The sequence below is a fragment of the Bradyrhizobium zhengyangense genome, assembly GCF_022012555.1.
Taxonomy (GTDB): domain Bacteria; phylum Pseudomonadota; class Alphaproteobacteria; order Rhizobiales; family Xanthobacteraceae; genus Bradyrhizobium; species Bradyrhizobium zhengyangense.
The window spans coordinates 523,816-546,336 of sequence record NZ_JAKLTZ010000005.1 but is presented as its reverse complement, the minus strand read 5'-3'; the positions used below and the strand labels follow the sequence as shown (position 1 = coordinate 546,336).

At 63.8% G+C, this 22,521-nt stretch carries 17 protein-coding genes; 10 read left to right on the top strand and 7 right to left on the bottom strand.

Going from position 1 to position 22,521, the window contains the following annotated elements; genetic code table 11:
• Window positions 1-66: 66 nt before the first annotated feature.
• From L6639_RS22605 to L6639_RS22595, 3 genes are read right to left on the bottom strand one after another with little or no spacing between them, the layout of a single operon-like run.
• Window positions 67-3,441, bottom strand: coding sequence for an error-prone DNA polymerase (locus tag L6639_RS22605; RefSeq protein ID WP_237863832.1), 3,375 nt, complete (start codon window positions 3,439-3,441; stop codon window positions 67-69).
• Window positions 3,438-5,030 (bottom strand): Y-family DNA polymerase, encoded by a 1,593-nt coding sequence (locus L6639_RS22600; protein WP_237863831.1) that lies wholly within the window; start codon window positions 5,028-5,030, stop codon window positions 3,438-3,440. Before L6639_RS22600 ends, L6639_RS22605 begins: the two co-directional genes overlap by 4 nt.
• Window positions 4,927-5,715 carry an ImuA family protein gene (locus L6639_RS22595; RefSeq protein WP_237863830.1) on the bottom strand — a complete coding sequence of 263 codons (789 nt, stop codon included), beginning with the start codon at window positions 5,713-5,715 and terminating at the stop codon, window positions 4,927-4,929. Before L6639_RS22595 ends, L6639_RS22600 begins: the two co-directional genes overlap by 104 nt.
• A 160-nt stretch (window positions 5,716-5,875) precedes the next feature.
• On the opposite strand from L6639_RS22595, the gene L6639_RS22590 reads away from it, so the two are divergent.
• From L6639_RS22590 to L6639_RS22580, 3 genes are all read left to right on the top strand, one after another.
• Window positions 5,876-7,111, top strand: a complete 1,236-nt coding sequence (locus L6639_RS22590) for a putative DNA modification/repair radical SAM protein (RefSeq protein WP_237863829.1) — start codon at window positions 5,876-5,878, stop codon at window positions 7,109-7,111.
• Window positions 7,111-8,553: a UdgX family uracil-DNA binding protein gene (locus L6639_RS22585; RefSeq protein WP_237863828.1), complete on the top strand. Its 1,443-nt coding sequence runs from the start codon at window positions 7,111-7,113 to the stop codon at window positions 8,551-8,553. Before L6639_RS22590 ends, L6639_RS22585 begins: the two co-directional genes overlap by 1 nt.
• Window positions 8,554-8,677: 124 nt before the next feature.
• Window positions 8,678-10,300 (top strand): inorganic phosphate transporter, encoded by a 1,623-nt coding sequence (locus tag L6639_RS22580; RefSeq protein WP_237863827.1) that lies wholly within the window; start codon window positions 8,678-8,680, stop codon window positions 10,298-10,300.
• Between the two features lie 76 nt (window positions 10,301-10,376).
• Here L6639_RS22580 and L6639_RS22575 read toward each other — a convergent pair whose 3' ends face one another.
• Window positions 10,377-11,549 (bottom strand): M20 aminoacylase family protein, encoded by a 1,173-nt coding sequence (locus L6639_RS22575; protein WP_237863826.1) that lies wholly within the window; start codon window positions 11,547-11,549, stop codon window positions 10,377-10,379.
• 179 nt (window positions 11,550-11,728) lie between these two features.
• Here L6639_RS22575 and L6639_RS22570 point away from each other — a divergent pair, with 179 nt between their 5' ends.
• The 6 genes from L6639_RS22570 to L6639_RS22545 all read left to right on the top strand — a co-directional run bounded on the left by L6639_RS22570 (window position 11,729) and on the right by L6639_RS22545 (window position 17,119).
• A complete protein-coding gene (locus tag L6639_RS22570; protein ID WP_237863825.1) occupies window positions 11,729-13,348 on the top strand; it encodes a GMC family oxidoreductase in 1,620 nt (539 codons plus the stop codon).
• Between the two features lie 12 nt (window positions 13,349-13,360).
• On the top strand, window positions 13,361-14,245 hold the full coding sequence (locus tag L6639_RS22565) for an alpha/beta fold hydrolase (protein ID WP_237863824.1): 885 nt from the start codon (window positions 13,361-13,363) through the stop codon (window positions 14,243-14,245).
• Between the two features lie 138 nt (window positions 14,246-14,383).
• Window positions 14,384-15,328 (top strand): metallophosphoesterase family protein, encoded by a 945-nt coding sequence (locus L6639_RS22560; RefSeq protein WP_237863823.1) that lies wholly within the window; start codon window positions 14,384-14,386, stop codon window positions 15,326-15,328.
• A 24-nt stretch (window positions 15,329-15,352) separates the two neighbouring features.
• Window positions 15,353-15,682, top strand: coding sequence for a cupredoxin domain-containing protein (locus L6639_RS22555; RefSeq protein ID WP_237863822.1), 330 nt, complete (start codon window positions 15,353-15,355; stop codon window positions 15,680-15,682).
• A gap of 127 nt (window positions 15,683-15,809) precedes the next feature.
• A complete protein-coding gene (locus L6639_RS22550; RefSeq protein WP_237863821.1) occupies window positions 15,810-16,358 on the top strand; it encodes a sigma-70 family RNA polymerase sigma factor in 549 nt (182 codons plus the stop codon).
• Window positions 16,355-17,119: an anti-sigma factor family protein gene (locus tag L6639_RS22545; protein ID WP_237863820.1), complete on the top strand. Its 765-nt coding sequence runs from the start codon at window positions 16,355-16,357 to the stop codon at window positions 17,117-17,119. Before L6639_RS22550 ends, L6639_RS22545 begins: the two co-directional genes overlap by 4 nt.
• 20 nt (window positions 17,120-17,139) lie before the next feature.
• Here L6639_RS22545 and L6639_RS22540 read toward each other — a convergent pair whose 3' ends face one another.
• Window positions 17,140-17,451 (bottom strand): hypothetical protein, encoded by a 312-nt coding sequence (locus tag L6639_RS22540; RefSeq protein WP_237863819.1) that lies wholly within the window; start codon window positions 17,449-17,451, stop codon window positions 17,140-17,142.
• A gap of 105 nt (window positions 17,452-17,556) precedes the next feature.
• Window positions 17,557-18,948 carry an aminobacteriohopanetriol synthase HpnO gene (hpnO, locus tag L6639_RS22535; protein ID WP_237863818.1) on the bottom strand — a complete coding sequence of 464 codons (1,392 nt, stop codon included), beginning with the start codon at window positions 18,946-18,948 and terminating at the stop codon, window positions 17,557-17,559.
• A 142-nt stretch (window positions 18,949-19,090) separates the two neighbouring features.
• Between hpnO and L6639_RS22530 the strand changes: the two genes are divergently transcribed.
• Window positions 19,091-19,717, top strand: a complete 627-nt coding sequence (locus tag L6639_RS22530; RefSeq protein WP_237863817.1) for a DUF2147 domain-containing protein — start codon at window positions 19,091-19,093, stop codon at window positions 19,715-19,717.
• Here L6639_RS22530 and hpnN read toward each other — a convergent pair.
• Window positions 19,685-22,273, bottom strand: coding sequence for a hopanoid transporter HpnN (gene hpnN / locus L6639_RS22525; protein WP_237863816.1), 2,589 nt, complete (start codon window positions 22,271-22,273; stop codon window positions 19,685-19,687). The two genes, L6639_RS22530 and hpnN, sit on opposite strands and share 33 nt — an antisense overlap.
• Between the last annotated feature and the right edge of the window lie 248 nt (window positions 22,274-22,521).

The following is a 22,521-nucleotide window of genomic DNA, read 5'->3' as shown; positions in this document are numbered from 1 at the left end:
TCAAGGGCCGCTAAGAAGCGGCCACCTCAGGTGGACGGGGAGAGACTTGCGCGCATAGGCCCCACCTCAATGGAAATCCCGCGACGGCGGCAGGATACGGACGTTGCGGGGGTGGCGGATTTTCTGCGCCGGCATATCTGCGAGCGCGCGTGGGTCTTCGTTGAGCGGCTCGACCACAGTGGCGCCTGATGGCACCGGGTGCTTGCGGCTCAGGGCATCGTTGGCGAGGCCGACCAGATCGTGCGAGCGATCGATCATGCGCTGCGCGATCAGATGCGTGACCTTCTCGGGACTGCTCTGAATGTAGCCCTGAACCTCGATGAGGCGCGCGCCCATTACCTCCTTGCGGTACTGCTCCATGACCTTGGGCCACACCACGACATTGGCGATGCCGGTTTCGTCCTCCAACGTCATGAACACGACGCCGCTGGCGCTGCCCGGCCGCTGCCGCACCAGCACCACACCGGCACAGCGGACGCGGCGCCGCTCGTTCTCGTGGCTGATCTCCTTGCAGGCGACAATGCGCTCGCGCGAAAACATCTCACGCAGGAATTCCATCGGATGGCCCTTCAGCGATAGCCGGATGGTCTGGTAATCCGCGACGACCTGTTCGGGGCGCGGCATCACGGGGAGCGGTTTTGCGCGCTCGTCCGGCTGCTCGCGTGCGGTGGCCGCTTCGAATAGCGGCAGCGCCACGTCGTCAGGCAGCCGCCGCACCTGCCACAACGCCTCGCGGCGGTCGAGCCCGAGCGAGCGGAACGCGTCCGCATCGGCCAGCAGGATCAGCGCACGCTTGGGCAGGCCGGTGTCGCGGGCGAAGTCCTCGAGCGAGGTGAAGGGCCGGCGGCTGCGGGCATCAATGATAAGATCGGCCCAATCTTTCTGGGTGACATAGACCTTGCCTTGCCTCTTCGCCTGCTCCTTTTTGAGGAACTCCTCATCCGGATCGAGCCAGTGGAAGCCATCAATCTGGCGAAAGCCGAGACGCACAGCGCAATATCTGCCTTCCGTATTCTCCAGCGTATTCTGCGCAAAGCTGTAGGACACATCGATCTCGCGAACCTCGACGCTGTTCTTGCGGGCATCGCCGACGATCTGCGCCGGTGCGTAAAAGCCCATCGGCTGCGAATTCAAGAGGCCACAGCAGAAGGCGTCGGGGTGATGATATTTCAGCCATGACGAGATGTAGACGAGCTGCGCAAAGCTCGCGGCATGGCTCTCGGGAAAACCGTAGGAGCCGAAGCCCTTGATCTGGTCAAAGCAGCTTCTGGCGAAGTTTGCATCATAGCCGCGCGCCACCATGTTGCCGATCAGCTTCTCCTCGTATTGGCCGATGGTGCCGACATTGCGGAAGGTCGCCATCGAGCGGCGCAGGCCATTGGCTTCCTCGGGGGTGAATTTCGCCGCTTCGATCGCGATGCGCATCGCCTGCTCCTGGAACAGGGGCACGCCCTTGGTCTTGTGCAGCACCTTGTAGAGTTCGTCAGCGGGACCATGCTCCGGCGATGGCGAGGGATAGGTGACCTTCTCCAAATTATTCCGGCGCCGCAAGTAAGGATGCACCATGTCGCCCTGGATCGGCCCCGGGCGCACGATCGCGACCTCGATGACGAGATCGTAGAAGGTCCGTGGTTTCAACCGCGGCAGCATGTTCATCTGGGCGCGGCTCTCGACCTGGAACACGCCGAGCGACTCGCCAGCACACAGCATGTCGTAAACCTTGGGGTCATCCTGTGGAACGCTTGCCAGCACGAAACGCTCGCCCTTGTGCTGATCGATCAGATCAAAGCATTTCCTGATGCAGGTCAGCATGCCGAGCGCGAGCACGTCGACCTTCATCATGTTGAGCGCGTCGACGTCGTCCTTGTCCCATTCGATGAAGGTGCGATCGTCCATCGCGGCATTGCCGATCGGCACATAAGTGTCGAGCCGGTCCTGCGTCAGCACATAGCCGCCGACATGCTGGGACAGATGGCGCGGGAATTCGATCAGCTCGGTCGCCAGCTCGACCGCAAGGCCAATCATGGGGTTTTGCGGATCGAGCCCGGCCTGCCGGACCTGCATATCGTTGAGGCCCTTGCCCCAGCTGCCCCAGACAGTGTCAGCGAGCGCGGCGGTGACGTCCTCGGTCAGGCCGAGTGCCTTGCCGACGTCGCGGATGGCGCTGCGCGGACGATAATGAATGATGGTGGCAATGATCGCGGCGCGGTGGCGGCCGTAGCGGCGATAGACATATTGCATCACCTCCTCGCGCCGCGAATGCTCGAAATCGACGTCGATGTCGGGTGGCTCGAGCCGCTCCTTAGAGATGAAACGCTCGAACAAGAGATCGACCTTGGTCGGATCGACCGAGGTGATCCCGAGCACGTAGCAGACGGCCGAATTCGCCGCCGATCCCCGCCCCTGGCACAGAATGTTCTGGCTGCGCGCGTAATGGACGATGTCGTGCACGGTAAGGAAGTAATGCGCGTATTTCAGCTCTGATATCAGCGCGAGTTCCTTGTTGAGCGTCGCACGCAGCTTGTCGTCGATCTTGCCGCCGAAATATTTATCAACCCCCGCCCAGGTCAGATCCTCCAGATGTCCCTGCGCGGTCTTGCCCGGCGGCACCGGCTCATCAGGATATTGATATCTGAGCTGGTCGAGCGAGAACTGGATCCTGTCGGCAAAACGCATGGTCTCCGCGATCGCCTCGGGGACATCGCGGAACAGCCGGGACATCTCGCGGGGCGTCTTCAGAAAGCGCTCGGCATTGGCTTCCAGCTTGCGTCCGACGGCCTCGATCGTGGTCTTTTCCCGGATGCAGGTGAGCACGTCCTGGAGGGGGCGCCGGCCGGGATCGTGATAGAGCACCTCGTTGGTCGCGAGCAGCGGCACCTTTGCTTTGGCGGCGAGATCATCGAGCCGCGCCAGGCGACGGCGATCGTCACCACGATAGATCAGGCTCGCCGCCAGCCACACACCGTCAGCGCGGCTTGCTTTCAGCTTTGAAAGCACATCCAGCGCTTGCGCATCATCAAACCGATGCGGCAGCGTCAGGACCAGGAGCTGGCCTTCCGCAAACTCCAACAGATCGCCAAAGCTGAGATGGCACTCGCCTTTCTCGATCCGGGTGATGTCGTCGCCGCGCTTGCCCCGGGTCAGAAGCTGGCAGAGCCGGCCATAGGCAGCGCGATCGCGTGGATAGACGAAAATGTCGGGCGTGCCGTCGATGAAGACGATGCGTGCGCCGATCAGCAGCTTTGGCTTGTGCAGCACCTTGTCATTGTCGAGCTCATTCCAGGCCCGCACCACGCCGGCCAGCGTGTTGTGATCGGCAATCCCGATCACGGGAATGCCGAGCTTGCTGGCCTGATGCACATAGGCGCGCGGATCCGACCCGCCGCGCAGGAAGGAGAAATTGGTGGTGATGCCGATCTCGGCATAGGCAGGAATGTTCATGCGAAGAGACCGTGCACATACCAGCGGGGTGGAGCGGGCTCGCCGTCGGCGTCGAACACCTCCCCTTCATAAAGACCGTCGCGAAAAATCCAGAAGCGCAGGCCCTCTGCATCCTCGATGCGGAAATAATCCCGCGTCAGCGGCTTGCCGTCCTGCCGCCACCATTCCATCGCGATGCGTTCGGGCCCCTCCACCCGCACCACCGCATGTTTCGCGCGCCGCCAGGTGAATTGGTGCGGCGGGCCGTCAGGCACGGTCGCGAACGGCACGGAGACCGGCTCCGGCTGGTCGAACAGTCTGAGGGGACGCAGCGGTGGCTCGCTTTCGGCACGCGCGGGCCACTCGGCCTGCACGGCAGCAGCGAGATGATGCTGGGCGGGCGCGGCCAGCACCGCCTGCTCGGGGATATGGGTATCCTGCGGCAGATGCACGACGACACGCTTTCCGCCGATGCGCGCGGCGATACGGTCGATCAGCGCGGCGAGTTCGTCATTGTCATGGATGTGAGCATCGAGATCGCGCTGCTCCTGCACCACGATCTCGGTGCGGCTTGCCGACAGGCGCACCATGTCGAAGCCGAAGCCGGGATCGAGCGGATCGGCGAGCGCATCGAGCCGTTCGCGGAACAGGCGGTCAATCACGGCGCTTCGCGTTACCGGACGTCCGGTTTCGACCGTGATCGCGCGCACCACGCCGTCAGTGCGGAAGAACGCGGCTTCCAGCCGCCGCGCGCCCTTGCCCTGCTTCTCCATGGCGACGATCAACGTGTTAGCGAGCCGCGACAGCGTCATCGCGATCATGGTGTCGGTCGCGATCGGCTCGGCAAAGCGTTTTTCCACGATGTAATCGGGCAGCGGCTTGCGAGGGCTGATCGGCGCATCGCCCTGTCCCAGCGCATGCGCAAGCAGCGTGGAGAACCGCGCACCGAACCGCGCCGTGATTTCGCTCGGGGTGCGCGAGGCGACATCGCCGATGGTCTTCAGACCGGCACGGCGCAAGCCGGTGGTGATCGCCTCATCCGCACCGAGTGCGGACACCGGAAACCGGTCGATCGCCGCTGCCTCCCCGCCATCGGCAACGATGCTGCCCGCGGCCTGCCGCGTCAGCGTGCGCGCGCAGACCGAGGTGCCGGCAACGGCTGCGCTGACGACAAAGCCTTGTCGACCGAGCGCCCGGACCAGCGTCTGCAACAAGGCCGCCTCGCCACCGAACAGATGCGCGCAGCCGGTGATATCGAGGAACAGGCCGTGCGGCGCATCGAGCGCCACCAGCGGCGTGAAGCGGTCGCACCAGTCGGCGATGTCGCTGAGCGTCTTGGCATCGGCGACGACATCGGCGTCGAACACTTTCAGGTCCGGACACATCGCTCGCGCATTGGCCAGCGGCTGGCCGATATGCAGACCCAAACGTTCGGCAGCTTCGTCCAGCGCATGGATCACCAGCGCATTGTTGTCCTTGATGACAACGATGCTCGGCGCATTGGTCTTACCCAGCCCGGCGCTGCTGAAGAACCGCTGGATCCGGTCGATGGGCAGGCGTGGCAGCCACAGGCTGAGGATACGCCGACGGTTCACTGAACTGGCACTCATCACACTTCCATTCCATGATCCACCGGCCGCACGGGCCATGACGATTGCGCAACAGCTCGACATCGAAGCGCGGCGCGCCCCAGGCACTCCATGCTGAACCCGGCGGCGAATGCGCCGCGCGCAGCATCCATCTGGTCTCCGCGGTCGAAGGCAGCGGCTGCGCCGCCATCCGCAGCAACAGGCCAGTGACGCCTGAGCCTTGCGCGGCCAGCGTCAGCTTGCGGCTCGCCACCAGGTCGAACTGCCTGGTCTCGCCCCAGAGCTCGAGCACGACGGCGCCGAGCGCATCGCAGGCGAGCGCATCGGCCGAGGTGCGCAGCGCGCTCTCGACGTCAGCCGCACGCACCATCACCACGCGACGCGGATCGAGGCCGAGCTCGGCGAGCCCGCTCATCGACAGCGCGCCGGTCTCGATCTGCGAGAAATCCTGCCGAACCCACAATAGCGGCCGCTGCGTCGTGACGCGGCCCGCAAGCCCCGTGACAAAGCCCGTCGCGGCCGCACCCTGGCGCCCTTCGCAAAACACCTCGTGGATCGCCGCGCGCGCGAGCCCGCCTTTCAAGGCGCGATCGACCTCACCGTGACCGAGCGCGACGCGGTCGTGATGATGCACGACCTCCGCTGTCTCGATCCGTTCGATCTGGCTGCGCAAGGTCGCAAGCGCGCTCATGCGTGCGCCGCTCATGCTCGCCGCTCCCTAGAGATTGATGCCGTGGCTTTCAAAAGAAGAACCAACGGCTGGCTCATTTGTTCATGATATGTTCTAATATAAAGCTAACGGCAGCCGAAGAGTCAATCGAATTGGCGCGCCAAAGATTCATGAGCGGAATCAAAGAGATTCAAACATGGACGTACAACGCAAACTGGAAATTCTCGCGGATGCCGCCAAGTACGACGCGTCCTGCGCCTCCAGCGGCACCGAGAAGCGGGATTCCAGCGACGGCAAGGGCATGGGTTCGACCGCGCCGGGCATGGGCATCTGCCATTCCTACGCGCCGGACGGACGCTGCATCTCGCTGCTCAAGGTGCTGCTGACCAACGCCTGCAATTACGATTGCCTCTATTGCGTCAACCGCGCTTCCTCCAACGTGCCGCGCGCCCGCTTCACCGTCGACGAGGTGGTCAAGCTGACGCTGGACTTCTACCGACGCAATTACATCGAGGGACTGTTTCTCTCCTCCGGCATCATTCGCAGCCCCGACTACACGATGGAGCAAGTGGTGAGCGTCGCGCGAAAACTGCGCGAGGAACATCACTTCCGCGGCTACATCCATCTCAAGACCATTCCGGAGGCCGACGACGCGCTGATCACGGAAGCCGGCAAATATGCCGACCGTCTTTCCATCAACATCGAGATGCCCGAAGCGGCGAGCTTGCAGCAATTCGCGCCGGAGAAGGACGTGCGCGCGATCCGCCGCACCATGGGCCGGCTGCGACTCAAGCTGGACGAGGCCGAGGACGATCGCGCCGCGAAAACGAGAGCGAAGCCGCAGCGCTTCGCGCCGGCCGGACAAAGCACGCAGATGATCGTCGGCGCAGACAGCGCGAACGACCACACCATTCTCCATACCAGTGCCAATCTCTACGGCTCCTATCGACTGAGGCGCGTCTACTATTCCGCCTTCAGCCCGATCCCGGACGCCAGCCGCGCTTTGCCTCTGGTCAAGCCGCCACTGCTGCGCGAGCACCGGCTCTACCAGGCCGATTGGCTGATGCGCTTCTACGGCTTCGATGTTGCGGAGATCGTCGACGACAGCGCCATGCTGCCGCTCGACATCGATCCCAAGCTCGCCTGGGCGCTGCGCCATCGCGACCGCTTCCCGCTCGACGTCAACCGCGCCAGCCGCGAGGAGCTGCTGCGGGTGCCAGGCTTCGGTACCAAGGCGGTCGAGCGCATTATCGCGACGCGGCGCACCACCACGATCCGCCTCTCCGATCTGGCGCGGCTACACGTGCCCCGTCACAAAGCGCTGCCGTTCATCATCCTCAGCGATCATCACCCTACGCCGCATCGTCTCGATGCTGCCGGGCTGATCGAACGATTCAAGCCGAAAGCAACGCAATTGGGGTTTGGATTCTGATGCAGTACATCACCCTCGACAGCGAAACCGATTTCGACGGCTGGCGCAAAGCCGCACGCAGCCTCGTGCTTCATCATGTGCAGCCCGCCGATGTCACCTGGGCCGTGCAAGGCGACGACGCCGATTTGTTTGCGCCGCCCGCACCGTCGCCGATCCTCGAAGTGAATGACGGCACGTTCAATGTATCAGGCAAATTCGTCGATCTCGCGAAATCGGCAATCCTGCATCGCGATCGCGAGCGCTTTGCGATTCTCTATCGCCTGCTCTGGCGGCTGAAGGACCATCACGATCTCATCGAGGTCGCGACCGATCCCGACATCGCGCTGGTGACGGCGATGGCACGCGCGGTCCATCGCGACGAGCACAAGATGCACGCCTTCGTGCGCTTTCGCGAGATCGGCCGGGAACGCGCCGCGCATTACGTCGCGTGGTTCGAGCCGGAACATCACATCGTCGAGCTCGCCGCGCCATTCTTCGCAAGACGCTTTGCCGACATGCCCTGGTCGATCCTGACGCCCGATCTCTGCGCGCATTGGGATGGCCACGCGCTCTCATTCACGCCTGGCGTGAGCAAGAGCGAGGCGCCAAGCGAAGACCGGCTGGAGGAAACCTGGCGGCGCTATTACGCCAGCATCTTCAATCCGGCACGGCTCAAGGTGAAAGCGATGCAGACGGAGATGCCGAAAAAATATTGGAGGAACCTGCCCGAGGCCTCGATCATTAAGCCCTTGATCGAGGACGCGGAGCGCATGACCGGTGCTATGATCGCCAATGCCGCGACCGATCCGCACAAGCCTCAGAAGCGGCCGGAGGCCCCGATGACACGCAAGACGGCTGCCGATGATCTCGAAGCCCTCCGCGAGGAGGCCGCGCATTGCCGCGCCTGCCCGCTCTACAAGGACGCAACACAAACCGTGTTCGGCGAAGGCCCGAAGCACGCCACCATCATGCTGGTCGGTGAGCAGCCGGGCGACAAGGAAGACCTTGCCGGTCATCCCTTCGTCGGCCCGGCCGGCCAGATGCTCGACCGCGCGCTTGCGGAGGCCGGCGTCGATCGCAAGAAGGTCTATGTCACCAACGCCGTGAAGCACTTCAAATTCGTGCCGCGCGGAAAGATCCGCCTGCACCAGAAGCCGGCAACGCCGGAGATCAAAGCTTGTCGGCAATGGTATGAGCGGGAAGTTTCGGCAATCCAGCCCGAGCTCATCGTGGCGATGGGCGCAACCGCTGCGCAAAGCGTGTTCGGCAAGATCACGCCCATCGGCAAGACTCGCGGCCGGCTCATAGACCTCCCCGACGGACGCAAGGCTCTGGTGACGGTGCATCCGTCCTATCTGCTGCGGCTACCTGATCCCGAGGCGAAGATGATGGAATATCAGCGCTTTGTCGAAGACCTGAAGATCGTCGCCGCGTTGCAGAAGAAAGCCGCGCGCGCCGCCTGACGCAGCTCCGATGCACGGCAACAAGCCGTGGAGAACTCACGTCATTTCGGCGGCCCTTCCGCCATTTCAACCGCCTGTCACATGCCGCGCGCAAAATCGAGGCCTTGGGACAGGAGAATTTCCAATGAGTGACGTTGCTTTGCCGGGCTCGATTGAGCCTGCTTTGAGTAAGGGGCCAGACCTCAATCGCGGATTTCATCCCCTCACCGGCGTGATCTACATGGGGGTGATCGCCGCCGCATTGCTGTTCGTCGCCTACAGCATCTGGGTCGACGTTGATGCGTCCGGCGTGCAGGTCAAGGCCTTCGCCCCCTTCCTCCTGCTCTTCGTCGCGCTCCTGATCGCACTCGGCTTCGAGTTCGTGAATGGCTTCCACGACACCGCCAACGCGGTCGCAACCGTGATCTACACCCGCTCGCTGCCCGCCCATGTCGCGGTGGTGTGGTCCGGCATGTTCAACCTGTTCGGCGTGCTGCTGTCCTCCGGCGCGGTCGCGTTCGGCATCGTCTCGCTGCTGCCGGTCGAGCTGATCCTCCAGGTCGGCTCAAGCGCCGGCTTCGCGATGGTGTTCGCGCTGCTGATCGCCGCCATCATCTGGAACGTCGGCACCTGGTATTTCGGCCTGCCGGCCTCAAGCTCGCACACCCTGATCGGCTCGATCATGGGCGTCGGCATCATGAACGCGGTCCTGCATGGCCGCAGCGGCACCACCGGCGTCGACTGGTCCCAAGCCACCAATATCGGCAAGGCGCTGCTGCTCTCGCCGCTGTTCGGATTCGCGCTCGCCGCCGGCCTGCTGCTGATCCTTCGCACCGTGCTGCTGCGCGCCACACCCGCTCTGTTCGGCGAACCGAAGGGCGACCAGCCGCCGCCCTGGTGGATCCGCGGCATTCTCATCCTGACTTGCACGCTGGTGAGCTTCTTCCACGGTTCCAATGACGGTCAGAAGGGCATGGGCTTGATCATGCTGATCCTGATCGGCACCGTGCCGACCGCCTACGCGCTCAACCGCGCCCTGCCGGAGAGCCAGATCGCCGCGTTCATTCAGAACTCGGAAGCCGCCAGCAAGATCATCGAGGGTAAGGCCGCCGGCTACAGCGTGATCGGCAATCCGCGGCCGGCCGTGACCAACTTTGTCGCGCAGCACGAGGTCAACGCCGGTACGTTCCCGTCGCTCGCCGTACTTGTGCGCGACATCGCCAAGCAGGTGAGCACCTACGGCTCGCTCGCCAAGGTGCCTGCCGACCTCGTCGGCAACACCCGCAACGACATGTACCTCGCATCGGAAGCACTGCGCTACCTGATGAAGGACAAGGAAGCCGAGCTCAGCGCCGCCGACGTTGCCGTGCTCAACGCCTATAAGGGCTCGCTCGACAGCGCCACGAAGTTCATCCCCGGCTGGGTGAAGATCGTGGTCGCCATCGCGCTCGGCCTCGGCACCATGGTTGGCTGGAAGCGTATCGTCGTCACCGTCGGCGAGAAAATCGGCAAGACGCACCTGACCTATGCGCAAGGCGCCTGCGCCGAGATTACTGCGGCCGCCACCATTGCTGCCGCCGACGTCTACGGCCTGCCGGTTTCGACTACTCACGTGCTGTCATCGGGCATCGCCGGCACCATGGCCGCCAACGGCTCGGGCCTGCAATGGGCGACGATTCGCAACATTGCCATGGCCTGGGTGCTGACCCTGCCGGCCGCGATGATCATCTCGGGCGTGCTGTACTATCTGTTTTCGCACGTGTTCTGAGCCGCGACACGACATGCCTAGAAAAAGGGCCCGTGCGCTGCACGGGCTCTTTTCATTCGTGCCTCGGTTCAGCGTGTCATGACGCCGCGAGCTGCTCCTCGACCAGCTTGACCCAGTAGGACGTGCCGAACACGATCGCCTCGTCGTTGAAATTGTAGGCGGGGTGATGAAGGCCGGCGCTGTCGCCATTGCCACAGAAGATGAAGGCACCCGGTCGCGCTTCCAGCATGTAGGCAAAGTCCTCGCCGCCCATCATTGGCGACATCTCCAGCACATTGGTATCGCCCGCGACCTGCCTGGCAATGCGCGTCGCCACCTCGGTCTCTGCGGCGTGATTGTTCACGACAGGATAACCGCGCTTGTACTGCAGGTCGATCTTTGCGCCGGTGATCTGGGCGACGCCCGCCACGACTTCGCGCACGCGCTTCTCGACCAGCTTGCGCACATCAGCTGTCAGCGTGCGGATCGTGCCTCTCAGCGTCGCGGTTTGCGGAATGACATTGCGGGCATTGCCGGCGTGGAATTCGCAGATCGAGATCACGGCCGATTCCAGCGGATCGACGCTGCGCGAGACGATCGACTGCAAGGCGGTGATCAGCTGTGCACCCACGAGAACGGAATCGACGCATTTGTGCGGACGCGCGGCATGGCCGCCGAGGCCCTCGATTATGAAATCGACCTCGTCGGTCGACGCCATGATCGGGCCGGGCCGGATCGCGAAGGAGCCGATCGGAATGCCGGGACCATTGTGCATGCCGTAAACCTGCTCGATGCCGAAGCGCTCCATCATGCCGTCCTTGACCATCGCCGCGCCGCCGGCGCCGCCCTCCTCGGCCGGCTGGAAGATCACGACGGCGTCGCCGGCGAAATTGCGGGTCTCGGCGAGATAGCGCGCGGCACCGAGCAGCATCGCGGTGTGGCCGTCGTGGCCGCAGGCGTGCATCTTGCCGGGGGTCTTCGAGGCGTAAGGCAGGTTGGTTTGCTCGTCGACGGGCAGCGCGTCCATGTCGGCACGCATGCCGATCGCCTTGAGCCCCTCGCGGCCGGGCTTTTTGCCCTTGATCACGCCGACCACGCCGGTCTGGCCAATGCCGGTCACAACCTCATCGCAGCCAAACTCGCGCAGGCGATCCGCCACGAATGCTGCGGTGCGGTGGACATCATACAGCAGCTCGGGGTGCTGGTGGATGTCCCGCCGCCAGGTCTGGATATCGGGTTGGAGGTCGGCGACGCGGTTCACGATGGGCATGGAGGATCTCGAGCTCTGTTGGAAATACAAGCCCGTCTACCATGCAAGCGCCAGTCCACCTAACTGCCGGAGAACGGGGCTGGCCCTGCCCGTTCGGCATGGCCGGGCTTGTCCCGGCCCAGTCCCTCTGCCTATTAGGACGGAACGCGTTTGGAGACCATCCGGGGGTGGAAAGCAGAATGCCAAGGCGGCTCGAAGGTGATTTTGACTACATTATCGTCGGCGCCGGCACGGCCGGCTGCATCATCGCCAACCGGCTGTCGGCCGTATCCGGAAACCGCGTCCTGATTCTCGAGGCCGGCGGCGACGACAACTGGATCTGGTTCCACATTCCGGTCGGCTACCTCTTTGCCATCGGCAATCCTCGCTCCGACTGGATGTTCAAGACCGAGGCCGACCCTGGCCTGAACGGCCGCTCGCTCGCCTATCCCCGCGGCAAGGTGATCGGAGGCTCTTCGGCGATCAATGCCATGATCTCGATGCGCGGCCAGGCCGCCGATTACGATCACTGGCGCCAGCTCGGCATGACCGGCTGGGGCTACGATGACGTGCTGCCGCTGTTCAAGCGGCTGGAGGATCACTTCCTCGGCGCCAGCGAGCATCACGGCGCCGGCGGCGGCTGGCGCATCGAGGCGCCCCGACTGTCCTGGGACGTTCTCGATGCCGTTGGCGATGCTGCAGAGGAAATGGGTATCAAGCGCATTCCCGACTTCAACACCGGTGACAACGAGGGCACCAGCTATTTCCACGTCAACCAGAAGCGTGGCCGGCGTTGGTCGTCGGCGCGCGGCTTCCTCAAGCCGGCGCTGAACCGCCCGAACCTTCGGCTCGAGAAGCATGTGCTGGTCGATCGTCTCGTCATTGAGCAAGGCCGCGCCGTCGGCGTGCGCTTCATCCAGAACGGCGAGATCGTCGAGGCGCGCGCCAAGCACGAGGTGATCCTCTCGGCCGGCTCGATCGGCTCGGTGCAGGTACTGCATCGCTCCGGCATCGGGCCGGCTGACTGGCTGTCGCCGCTCGGCATCGACATCGTGATGGACAAGCCCGGCGTGGGCCGCAACTTGCAGGACCACCTTCAGCAGCGTGCGATCTACAAGGTCGAGGGGGTGCGGACGCTGAACGAGACCTACTACAACCTGTTCCGCCGCGGCCTGATGGGTCTCGACTATGCCTTCCGCCGTCGTGGTCCGCTGACCATGGCGCCGTCGCAGCTCGGCATCTTCACGCGTTCCGACGCGACACGTGCGCGCGCCAACATCCAGTTCCACGTGCAACCGCTGTCGCTCGACAAGTTCGGCGATCCGCTGCACCGCTTCCCCGCCATCACGGTGAGCGCCTGCAATCTCCAGCCGACCTCGCGCGGCACCGTGCGCCTGCGCTCGGCGGGCCCTGACGACAAGCCGATCATCGCGCCGAACTATCTGTCGACCGACGACGACCGCCAGGTCGGCGCCGACGCGATCCGCACCACGCGCCGCCTGATGCAGCAGAAGGCGCTCGCGAAGTATCGACCCACGGAATATCTGCCCGGCCCCTCGGTCGGCGATGACGATGCCTCGCTGGCGAATGCCGCCGGCGACATCGGCACCACCATCTTCCATCCCGTCGGCACGGCGAAGATGGGATCGGCGAACGATCCCATGGCCGTGGTCGACGAACGCCTGCGCTTCTATGGACTCGGCGGCCTGCGTGTCGTCGACGCCTCGATCATGCCGACCATCACCTCGGGTAACACCAACACGCCGACCGCGATGATCGCCGAGAAGGGGGCCACGATGATCCTGGAGGATGCGAAGTAGCATCCCGTCACCATGATCCCTCAGCGCTTTTCCATCGGCCCCGCCGGCGCAGAGATCGCCATGCTGCAATGGGGCGAGCGCGGCAAGCCGCCTGCCCTGCTCGTGCATGGCACCGGCTTCGTCGCCGACGTCTGGGACGAGGTCGCGCGCGAGCTCGCGTCGACCTACACCGTCTACGGGCTCGATCGTCGCGGCCACGGCGCCAGCCACAAGCCCCGCACCTATCACTTTGCGGATTATGCCGACGACATCTGCCGGGTGGTCGACGCGCTCGGCTTGCGTAACGTCTACGGCATCGGCCACAGCGCAGGCGCAACCGACCTGTTGCTGGCAGCGAAGCTGGTGCCGGGATGCTTCACGCGCCTGTTCGTGATGGAGCCGACCGCGATGAACCCGTTCGCGGCGCGCGATCCATCAGTCGGATTGAGCGAGCAATCGCTGTCCCGCGTGCAAGGCGCGTTGCGCTGGCAGGCCGAGTTCGACAGTCCCGACGCTGTCTTCGAACGCTACCGCGCGGCTCCCGCCTTTGTGGATTGGACCGAGGCTTCGCTCTGGGCCTATGTCCGGCACGGCTTCACGCCGCTCGACAATGGGCGGGTGCGCCTTTGCTGCACGCCGGAGATCGAGTCAGCCATGCTGCGTCCGATCTACGAGGTGATGGAACAGGTTTATGTCGGCGACCCCCGCGGCAATCCCTTTACCTGGTTCAGTGAGATCGCGTGCCCCGTGATGGTGACGACCGCCGAGATGTCGTGGCCGATTTACAAGGAGATGGCGACGCACGCCCTGGCCCTCATCCCGCACGCCCAAACGCTCGTTTTCGAAGGCGCCGGCCACTGCGTGGTGCAGGAAGCTCCCGCGCTCGTGGCGCGGGCGATCCGGGAATTTTCGGCGTAGGTCGCCGTTCAGCTCTCTTATCCCCCGCCCGGCGTATGTGACCCCACCTCACGAAAACGTCATCGCGTCCGGGAATAAGTCTCCCCCTCCCCCGATCAACTCCCCGAAGCCCAATTCCGGGCCAAAGGAGACGTTGCGATGAGCGGACACGATCACGGGGACGACGGCGTCAGCCGCCGCAAGGTGCTCGAATGCATGACGTGGGCCGGCACCGGGGTGCTCTGGACCATTACCGGCGGCGTGCCGCGCTCGCTTGGCATCATCGATTCCGCTGAGGCCGCAACTGCCGCCGCGCCCGGCATGACCTTCCTCCAGATCAGCGACAGCCATGTCGGCTTCGACAAGCCGGCGAACCCCAATGCGCTGGGCACGCTGGAAGAAGCCGTCAACAAGATCAATGCGATGCCGACCAAGCCGTCGTTCATGATCCACACCGGCGACATCACCCATCTGTCCAAGGCGTCCGAGTTCGACAACGCCGACCGCATCATCTCACAGTCCAAGCTGGACGTGCATTACGTGCCCGGCGAGCATGACTTCCTCGACGAGGAGGTGAAGTTCTATCGCGACCGCTACGGTCGCGGCACCAAGGGCGCGGGCTGGTACTCTTTCGACGCCGGCGGTGTGCACTTCGTCGGCCTCGTCAACGTCGTCGACCTCAAGGCCGGCGGCCTCGGCAATCTCGGCACCGAGCAGCTCGCCTGGCTCGAGGACGACCTTCGCGGCAAGTCGAAATCCACACCTATCGTCTTATTTGCACACATTCCGCTCTGGACCGTCTATCCGGAATGGGGCTGGGGCACCGAGGATGGCGGCCGCGCGCTTGAATACGTCAAGGGCTTCGGCTCGGTCACCGTGCTGAACGGCCACATCCACCAGGTGATGCAGAAGGTCGAGGGCAACGTCACCTTCCACACCGCACGTTCGACCGCCTTCCCGCAACCGGCGCCGGGTGCCGCCCCCTCTCCCGGGCCGATGAAGGTCGAGGACGCCAAGCTCCGATCGATGCTCGGGGTCGCCAGCATCAACTTCAAGCAAAACGAGCAGCGGCTCGCCATCATCGACACGCCGCTCCAAGGTTGATTCAAGGTTGAAGAGAAGCTGACAATGAAGACGCTCAATCGCCGCGACTTCTCCGTCGCTGTGGCCGCGGCCATCCTGCTGCCCATCACGACTGCCCGTGCCGACGACAACGCCATGGAGGTGCATATCGACAATTTCGTCTTCCAGCCGGCGGAACTCAAGATCAAGGTCGGCACGACCGTGACCTGGACCAACCGGGACGACATCCCGCACACCGTGGTGTCGGCCGGCAAGTTCCGGTCCAAGGCCCTGGACACTGACGACAAGTTCTCGTTCACCTTCACCGATGCGGGCGACTACAAGTATTTTTGTTCGCTGCACCCGCACATGACCGGGATGATCAAGGTTGAGTAACGTCTCCAACCAAGGCATCTCTGTCTTGCCCGGCCGGTGGTCACACGCCGGCCGGGCTCGCGTGCCTTCGGTCAGGCCCCAAGGCGATACGACGTACCAAACGCAGCAAGAGGCAGAGCGAGAGGCGATGCCCGTCAGCGACGATTTCCAGAAGGCGCAGCGCTTCCGCGAGGCGGCACTGCCCCATCTCGACGACGTCTACACGCTCGCACGCTATCTGCTGCGCGACGCCTCCGACGCGGAGGACGCGGTGCAGGAATGCTATCTGCGAGCGCTGAAGCACTTTGACAGCTATCGCGGCCCGGCCATGAAGCCGTGGCTGTTCGCGATCCTGCGCAATGTCTGCAACGCAGAATATGCCAGACGCGCGCATTCGCATGCCGCGATCGAGGATACGCCGGGAGCAGCCGACCAGACGCCGATGTGGCAGGAGAACGAGGCGAGCCCGGAGGCTGAAGTGCTGCGCAATCGCGACGCCGGCGCCATCCGCAAGATGATCGACGCGCTGGCCGAGCCGTTCAAGGAAACCTTCGTGCTGCGGGAGATCAACAACCTGTCCTATCGTGAAATTGCAGAAGCCGTCGGCGCCCCCGTCGGCACCGTGATGTCCCGCCTCGCCCGCGCCCGCGCCATGCTGCGCGCGGCCTGGACGGCGGAAGAGGAGCATTTGAGATGACCTGCGACGAAGCAAAGATCCTGCTTCACGCGCTGCTCGACAACGAGCTTGATGCCGGCCACGCGCGCGAGGTCGAAGCCCATATCGCCACCTGCCCGGCCTGCGCGGCCGAACTTGCCGCGCAACGCGAAATGCGGCACGCGCTTGCCGGTGCGAAGCTGCGCTACACGGCACCGGCGAGCCTGCGCGCACGTATCGAGGCCTCGCTCCCGCAGGCGCGGCCGCAGCTCAGCCGACGCTCGGTGCTGCGCGGCTTTGCGATGGGTTCGGCCGTCTCCGCGCTCGCCGCCTCCGGCGTCGTCGCCGTCGTGTTGCGCCAGGACGACCAGCAGCGCATCCTCTCGGAGGTCGTCTCCGCGCATCTGCGCTCGCTCCAGGCCGGCCATCTCATCGACGTCGTCTCGACCGACCAGCACACCGTCAAGCCGTGGTTCAACGGCAAGCTCGACGTTGCCCCGCCGGTGATCGACCTTACCGCGCAAGGCTTTACGCTGGTCGGCGGCCGGCTCGATTACGTTGATGCACGTGCGATCGGCGCGGTCGTTTACAAGCGCCGGCAGCACATCATCAACCTGTTCGTGTCGCAGACCGCGAGCACCGAGCATCGGCCACCGAAGACGCAGACCATGCAGGGCTTCAACTGCCGCCGCTGGGGTGAGCGCGGCCTGAACTTCTGGGCCGTCAGCGACATCGGCGGCGACGAGCTCACCGAGTTCGTCGACAAGTTCGAGGCGGCGATGAAGGCGAATGTGGAGGGATAGACTTATTTCCGCGGTCGATTTCAGTCGAAGAGCCGCTGAAGATCAAATGCTCTCAATGTGACGATAAATAATCCCGTCGCGATCCATGTCGTGGCGGCGATCAGAGCTGCAATCCTGAAACTCTTGAGCTGCGCCAGGCACTCCCGCGACAGGTCGGGATCGCCGGGATCGTGCATCGCACGCATGGAGACACGGATGGCCGCAAGCGCCCCGACCACGCGGGGCTTCGGCATTAGTTCTCTGTAACCGTTGTAGCTGAGCCAGGCGCGCGCGCTGGACACGACGAACGTCAGAAACAGGAGAAGCGAGACGAGAACAATTGCAAATCGCATGAAGCGGCATCTTGAGGGGCAGCAGCAAATATGTCGAGCACAACACGCTCGCCGTTGCGCCTCACGTACCGCGCTGGCTCCGCTGAGCCGCGGACCGCTCGGTGTCTATGCCGACCGTCGCACCGCGTTGTCGACCAGCGTCTTGCCGAGCGACCAGATCGCGCCGGGGACCTTGTGGCTGCCGGCGATGACGTCGTCGAAGGCGCGCTCGATCCAGTTGCAGTCTTCTTCGGTGATGGTGAGCGGCGGCAGCAGCTTGATGGTGTGGCTGCCGTGACCGGCGACCTGGGTCAGGATCTTGTGGTCCTTGAACAGGGGCACGGTAATGAGCTGGCAGAACAGGCCCTTGTTGGCGGCCTCCAGCACGTTCCAGGACGCCCGCAGCCGCAGCGATTTCGGCGGCCCGAACTCGATGCCGATCATCAGACCCTTGCCGCGCACTTCCTTCATCAGCTCGTAGCCGGGCACCATACGCGTGAGCGCGAGGCGAAGCTCGGCACCGCGCTTGGCCGCAGCCTCGATCAGCTTCTCCGATTCCATCACATCGAGCGTGGCGATGCCCGCGGCCATCCCGAGATCGTTCTTGGAGAAGGTGGAGCCGTGCACCACGGCGCGATCCATCTGATTAAAAATCTTGTCGAAGATGCTCTTGCGCGTCAGCACGGCGCCGACGGGCACGTGGCCGCCCGACAGTGACTTCGACAGCAGCACCATGTCGGGCTCGACGTTCCAGTGCTCGACCGCGAGGAAGCGGCCGGTCCGGCCCATGCCGGTCTGGATCTCGTCGGCGACGAACAGCGTACCGTACTTCTTGCAGAGCGCGGCCGCGCCCGGCAGGAACTCGTCGGAGGGCATGTTGACGCCCTTGCCCTGGATCGGCTCGACGACGAAGGCAGCGACCTCGCGCGAGGCCAGCGCCTTCTCGAGCGCGGCCAGATCGTTGAACGGAACCGAGGTGCAGCCCGGCAGCAGCGGCTCGAAGCCGGTGCGGAAGTTCGAATCGCCGGTCAGCGACAACGCACCATAGGTCAGGCCGTGATAGCCGTGGGCGCAATAGACGATGCCGGGACGCCCCGTCGCGCCGCGCGCGAACTTGATCGCGGCCTCGACGCATTCGGCGCCGGAATTGGCGAAGAACGCCTTGTCGAGATAGGGAACATATTTCAGAAGCCGCTCGGCGAGCACGCCGGCCAGCACCGAGACGTCAAACTGGACCAGATTGGGCAGATCGGCATCGAGCACGCTTTTCAACGCCTCGCGCATGACAGGATGATTGCGCCCGATTGCGAACACGCCAAAGCCGGACAAGAGATCGAGGTAGCGTGCCCCCTCGCGATCGTAGAGGTACTGCCCCTGCCCCTTCTGGAAGCCGACGTCGTAGCCGATGGTCTTGAGAACCCGGACGAACTGCTCGTTCAGGTACCGATTATGCAGGGTGCTGCGCTGGGCCTGACGGTCCGCGAACAACTGGGACATGTCTGGATTTGGACTGATCATCCGCTACATACTTCGGTTGAGGGCCGCTTCGTCAACTGAAAACGATCAGCGAACGGAAAAGGGTCTGTGCGGCCTTTTGCCCTTTTTCGGACCATCTTCGCAAGCACAGCTTTAGACCATGTTGCACTGCCGAGGAACACATATGCGTTTGGCCATTTACACCGGAATAATACTGGCAGGTGGTTACGCCGGCCTGACACCGGCGCTTGCCGCCGATCCCACCGGCGATTGGCGCGTCGCCGATGGCGTCGCCAATATCCGTGTCGCGCAATGCAATGGCAGCATGTGGGGCGCGGTTTCCTGGGAAAAGCAGCCCGGAGGCCGTGACGAGAACAACCCGGATGTCTCAAAAAAGAACAGGCCGACACTGGGCATGGCGACCCTGATCAACATGAAGAAGACGGCTGGCGCCGAGCAATGGGAAGGTCAGGTCTACAACGCCAAGGATGGTCAGATGTATAGTGCGACCATCACGCCAAATGGCACCGACCAGCTCGAGATCAAGGGTTGCGTGCTGGGCTTCCTGTGCGGCGGCGAGACCTGGACCCGCGTTGGTCCGCCGATTCCCCTGAGCACCGCCAACGCCATGGCCAAGGGCGCGCCAAAAACCACCGGTGCGGCGCCCAAGTCTGCGCCGGCTGCCGCGGCACCTGTGCCGACCGCGACCACGCCGAAGAGTGCCGCCGCGGCCAAGCCGGGTCAGAAGAGCTCCACTGACCCCGTCGGCGATATCTGCCTACTCCCTGAGATTGCGGGGTTTGCCCATTAGGGCCGGCTGAAACAGCAACACTGCGGCAAGCGTCGTCACCAGCGACAAAGCGAGCAGCTTGCCCATGCTGGATGTGCCCGGATGGCTCGACAGCCACAAGCTGCCGAACGCCGTCGCCGTCGTCAGCGCGCTGAAGAAGATCGCCCGCGTCAGGCTGGTCTGAAGCAGGTTCGTCCTGCCGGACCGCCACGCGACGACATAATAGATCTTGAACGCGACGCCGACGCCGAGCAGCAGCGGAAACGCGACGATATTGGCGAAGTTCAGCGGCAGGCCGATCAACACGCAGATCTCGAGCGTCACCGCACCCGCAACCAGAAGCGGCACCAGCGTCATCAGCACGTCCACGATGCGACGGAGCGTGATCCACAGCAACAGGCCGATCACCAGCAGCGCATAGATGCCGGCATGGATGAAGGCATTCACCACGGTGTCACCGGATTTCAGGATCGAGACGGGTCCGCCGATCGCGGTCGGCTCGGCAGCGAGCACGGCGGCCGCAAACTTGCGCAGCGTATCGTTATCGTTCGGATCGCCCTTGGGCTGAGCCTCGACACGGATGATGCCGTCCTTGCTCTTCCAGGCGCTCACGAGATCCGGCGGCAATGAGCTCAGCGTGACCGGCCCGGCCTGCATCGCATTTCTCAGCTGGTCGAACACGATCTTCATCGGCGCGACGAACACGTCCTGCGCCTTGTTGCGGGTCGCTTCATCCGAGTTGGCGAGCTTCTCCAGGGCGTCCGCGAGTCGACGCGAGGCAACCGCGCCAGGGCCCTTGGCGTCGCCCGCAGTCCGGCGGAGATTGTCGACCGAGGATTTCAGCGACTCGACATTCTCCTGGTCCGACGGCGCTGCATCGATCTGATCCGGATTGAGCGCGGGGTTCAGCACCTTGGCGCCCTGCGCGATCAGCTTCAGTTTCGGCTGCTGGTCCTCAGGCACGAAACTGTTGAGCGACATCACCCGCAGTACTTCGGGGACCTTTTCGAGCCTCGCCTCAACCTGCCTGGCTTGCTCTTCCGACGTGACCATCACGTTGATGGCATTGGCGCCGGTGTTGGGATCCTTGCGCAGGTCGAGGAAGGTCGCGATCGACTCCGCGTTCGGGTTGCGCAGGTTCATCGGGTTGAAGTCGAACTTCAGGAAGTAGAGCAGCGGCAGGCCGGCGAGCGCCAGCAGCAACGTGCCGCCCACGACCAACACACGGTGCTTCTCCAGGAAGTAATCGAGCGGCGCCAGGAAGGCATAACCGACCGGCTCCATCTCGCCGGGCGGATTCAGCAGCTTCAGCATCGCGGGCAGTACGGTGATGCTGGAGACGAACGCCACCAGCATGCCGACGCCGGCGATCTGGCCGAGCTCGGAGATGCCCTTGTAGTCGGTCGGCAGGAAGCAGAGAAAGCCGGCGGCAGTCGCCATTGCCGCCAACGACAGCGGCACTGCGGAGCGCTTCGCGGCAAGCACCAGCGCGCCGGAGAGATCGTTGTGCTTGTAGCGCTCCGAACGGTAGCGGACGCTGTACTGGATACCGAAATCGACGCCCAGACCGACGAACAGCACGGCGAACGCGATCGACAGCAGGTTGAACGAGCCGACCATCATCAGGCCGGCGGCGGTCGTCAGCGCGAGGCCGACGAAGAGATTGACGAATACCGCGAAGATGATTTTCGACGAGTGCAGCGCGAGCCACAGGATCAGCAGCACCACGACCACCGTGCCCACCCCGTTGACGATGGCGCCTTCCTGGACGGTCGCGTATTCCTCGTTCGCGATCGGGACCGGACCTGTCAGCCGCACCCGCGCCTGGTACTTCGTCGCGAAATCGAGATCGACCGCGGCCTTGCGGATCGCGTCGGTCGCGCCCTTGCCGGGCTCCAGCGCGTTGTAGTCGAGAATCGGCTTGAACTCGATGAAGGCCCGCTTGTCCGAATCCTGTAGCGGCTTGTCGCTGACGAGCTCGCGCCAGGAGAAAATCGCATTGCCCTTGCTGAGCACGGTCTCGACGGTCTCCGCGATCTGGTTGAACGGCCGCTCGGTGCTGTCGAGCTTGACCTCGCCGCGCTTGACGCCGGCAAGCCCGGTCTCCAGCGCGCCAGTCAGGCCGCGGATCGAGGGATCACCGGCCATGATCTCGATCAGGGGCGCTGCGGATTCGAACTGGCTGGTGATCTTGCCGACTTCCTCGGTCGGCAGGAACAACAGGCCGTTCTTCTCGAAGAACTCGCCGGTGCCGAGCTGCTGCATCGACTGGAATTCGGCCTTGTTGTCCTTCAGCTTGGCGAACAGCGCGTCTGACGCCGCGGTCGCCATCTCCGGTGTCTTGGCCTCGACGACCGCGAGAATCGTGGCATCGCGGTCGAAGGCACGATCGAACTGCTGGTCGCGCTGGCGCCAGTCGAGATTCTGGGCAATCAGCGAATTGATGTCGGTGTTGATGGCAAAGTGCCGGGACGTGTAATAGCCGGCCCCTACCGCCAGCAGGAGCCCGAGAACGACGACGAGGGAGGCAAACCGGGTACAGGCCCTGACGATGGCAACGACTACGCTTTGCAGCATCTTTTCTTTCTAGTGTTAGCAGCCTGCCGAAAACGCCCGCTGTTTAGCGGAGTTCCCGGGCGAAACCTATTGCCGTTTTGGGTCGTTCTCACCGGAACAAGGTTCGAAGTAAACGGCGAAAGACCATGGCAAAATCATGCGGGACGGCGGTATAGCCGGAGACTTGAGGCGGCAAAGTGACGAAGGGGTGAGCACAAACGTCGCCGTCTTGCTCATCCGAAATGGCGCACTATAATACCTCATATCGG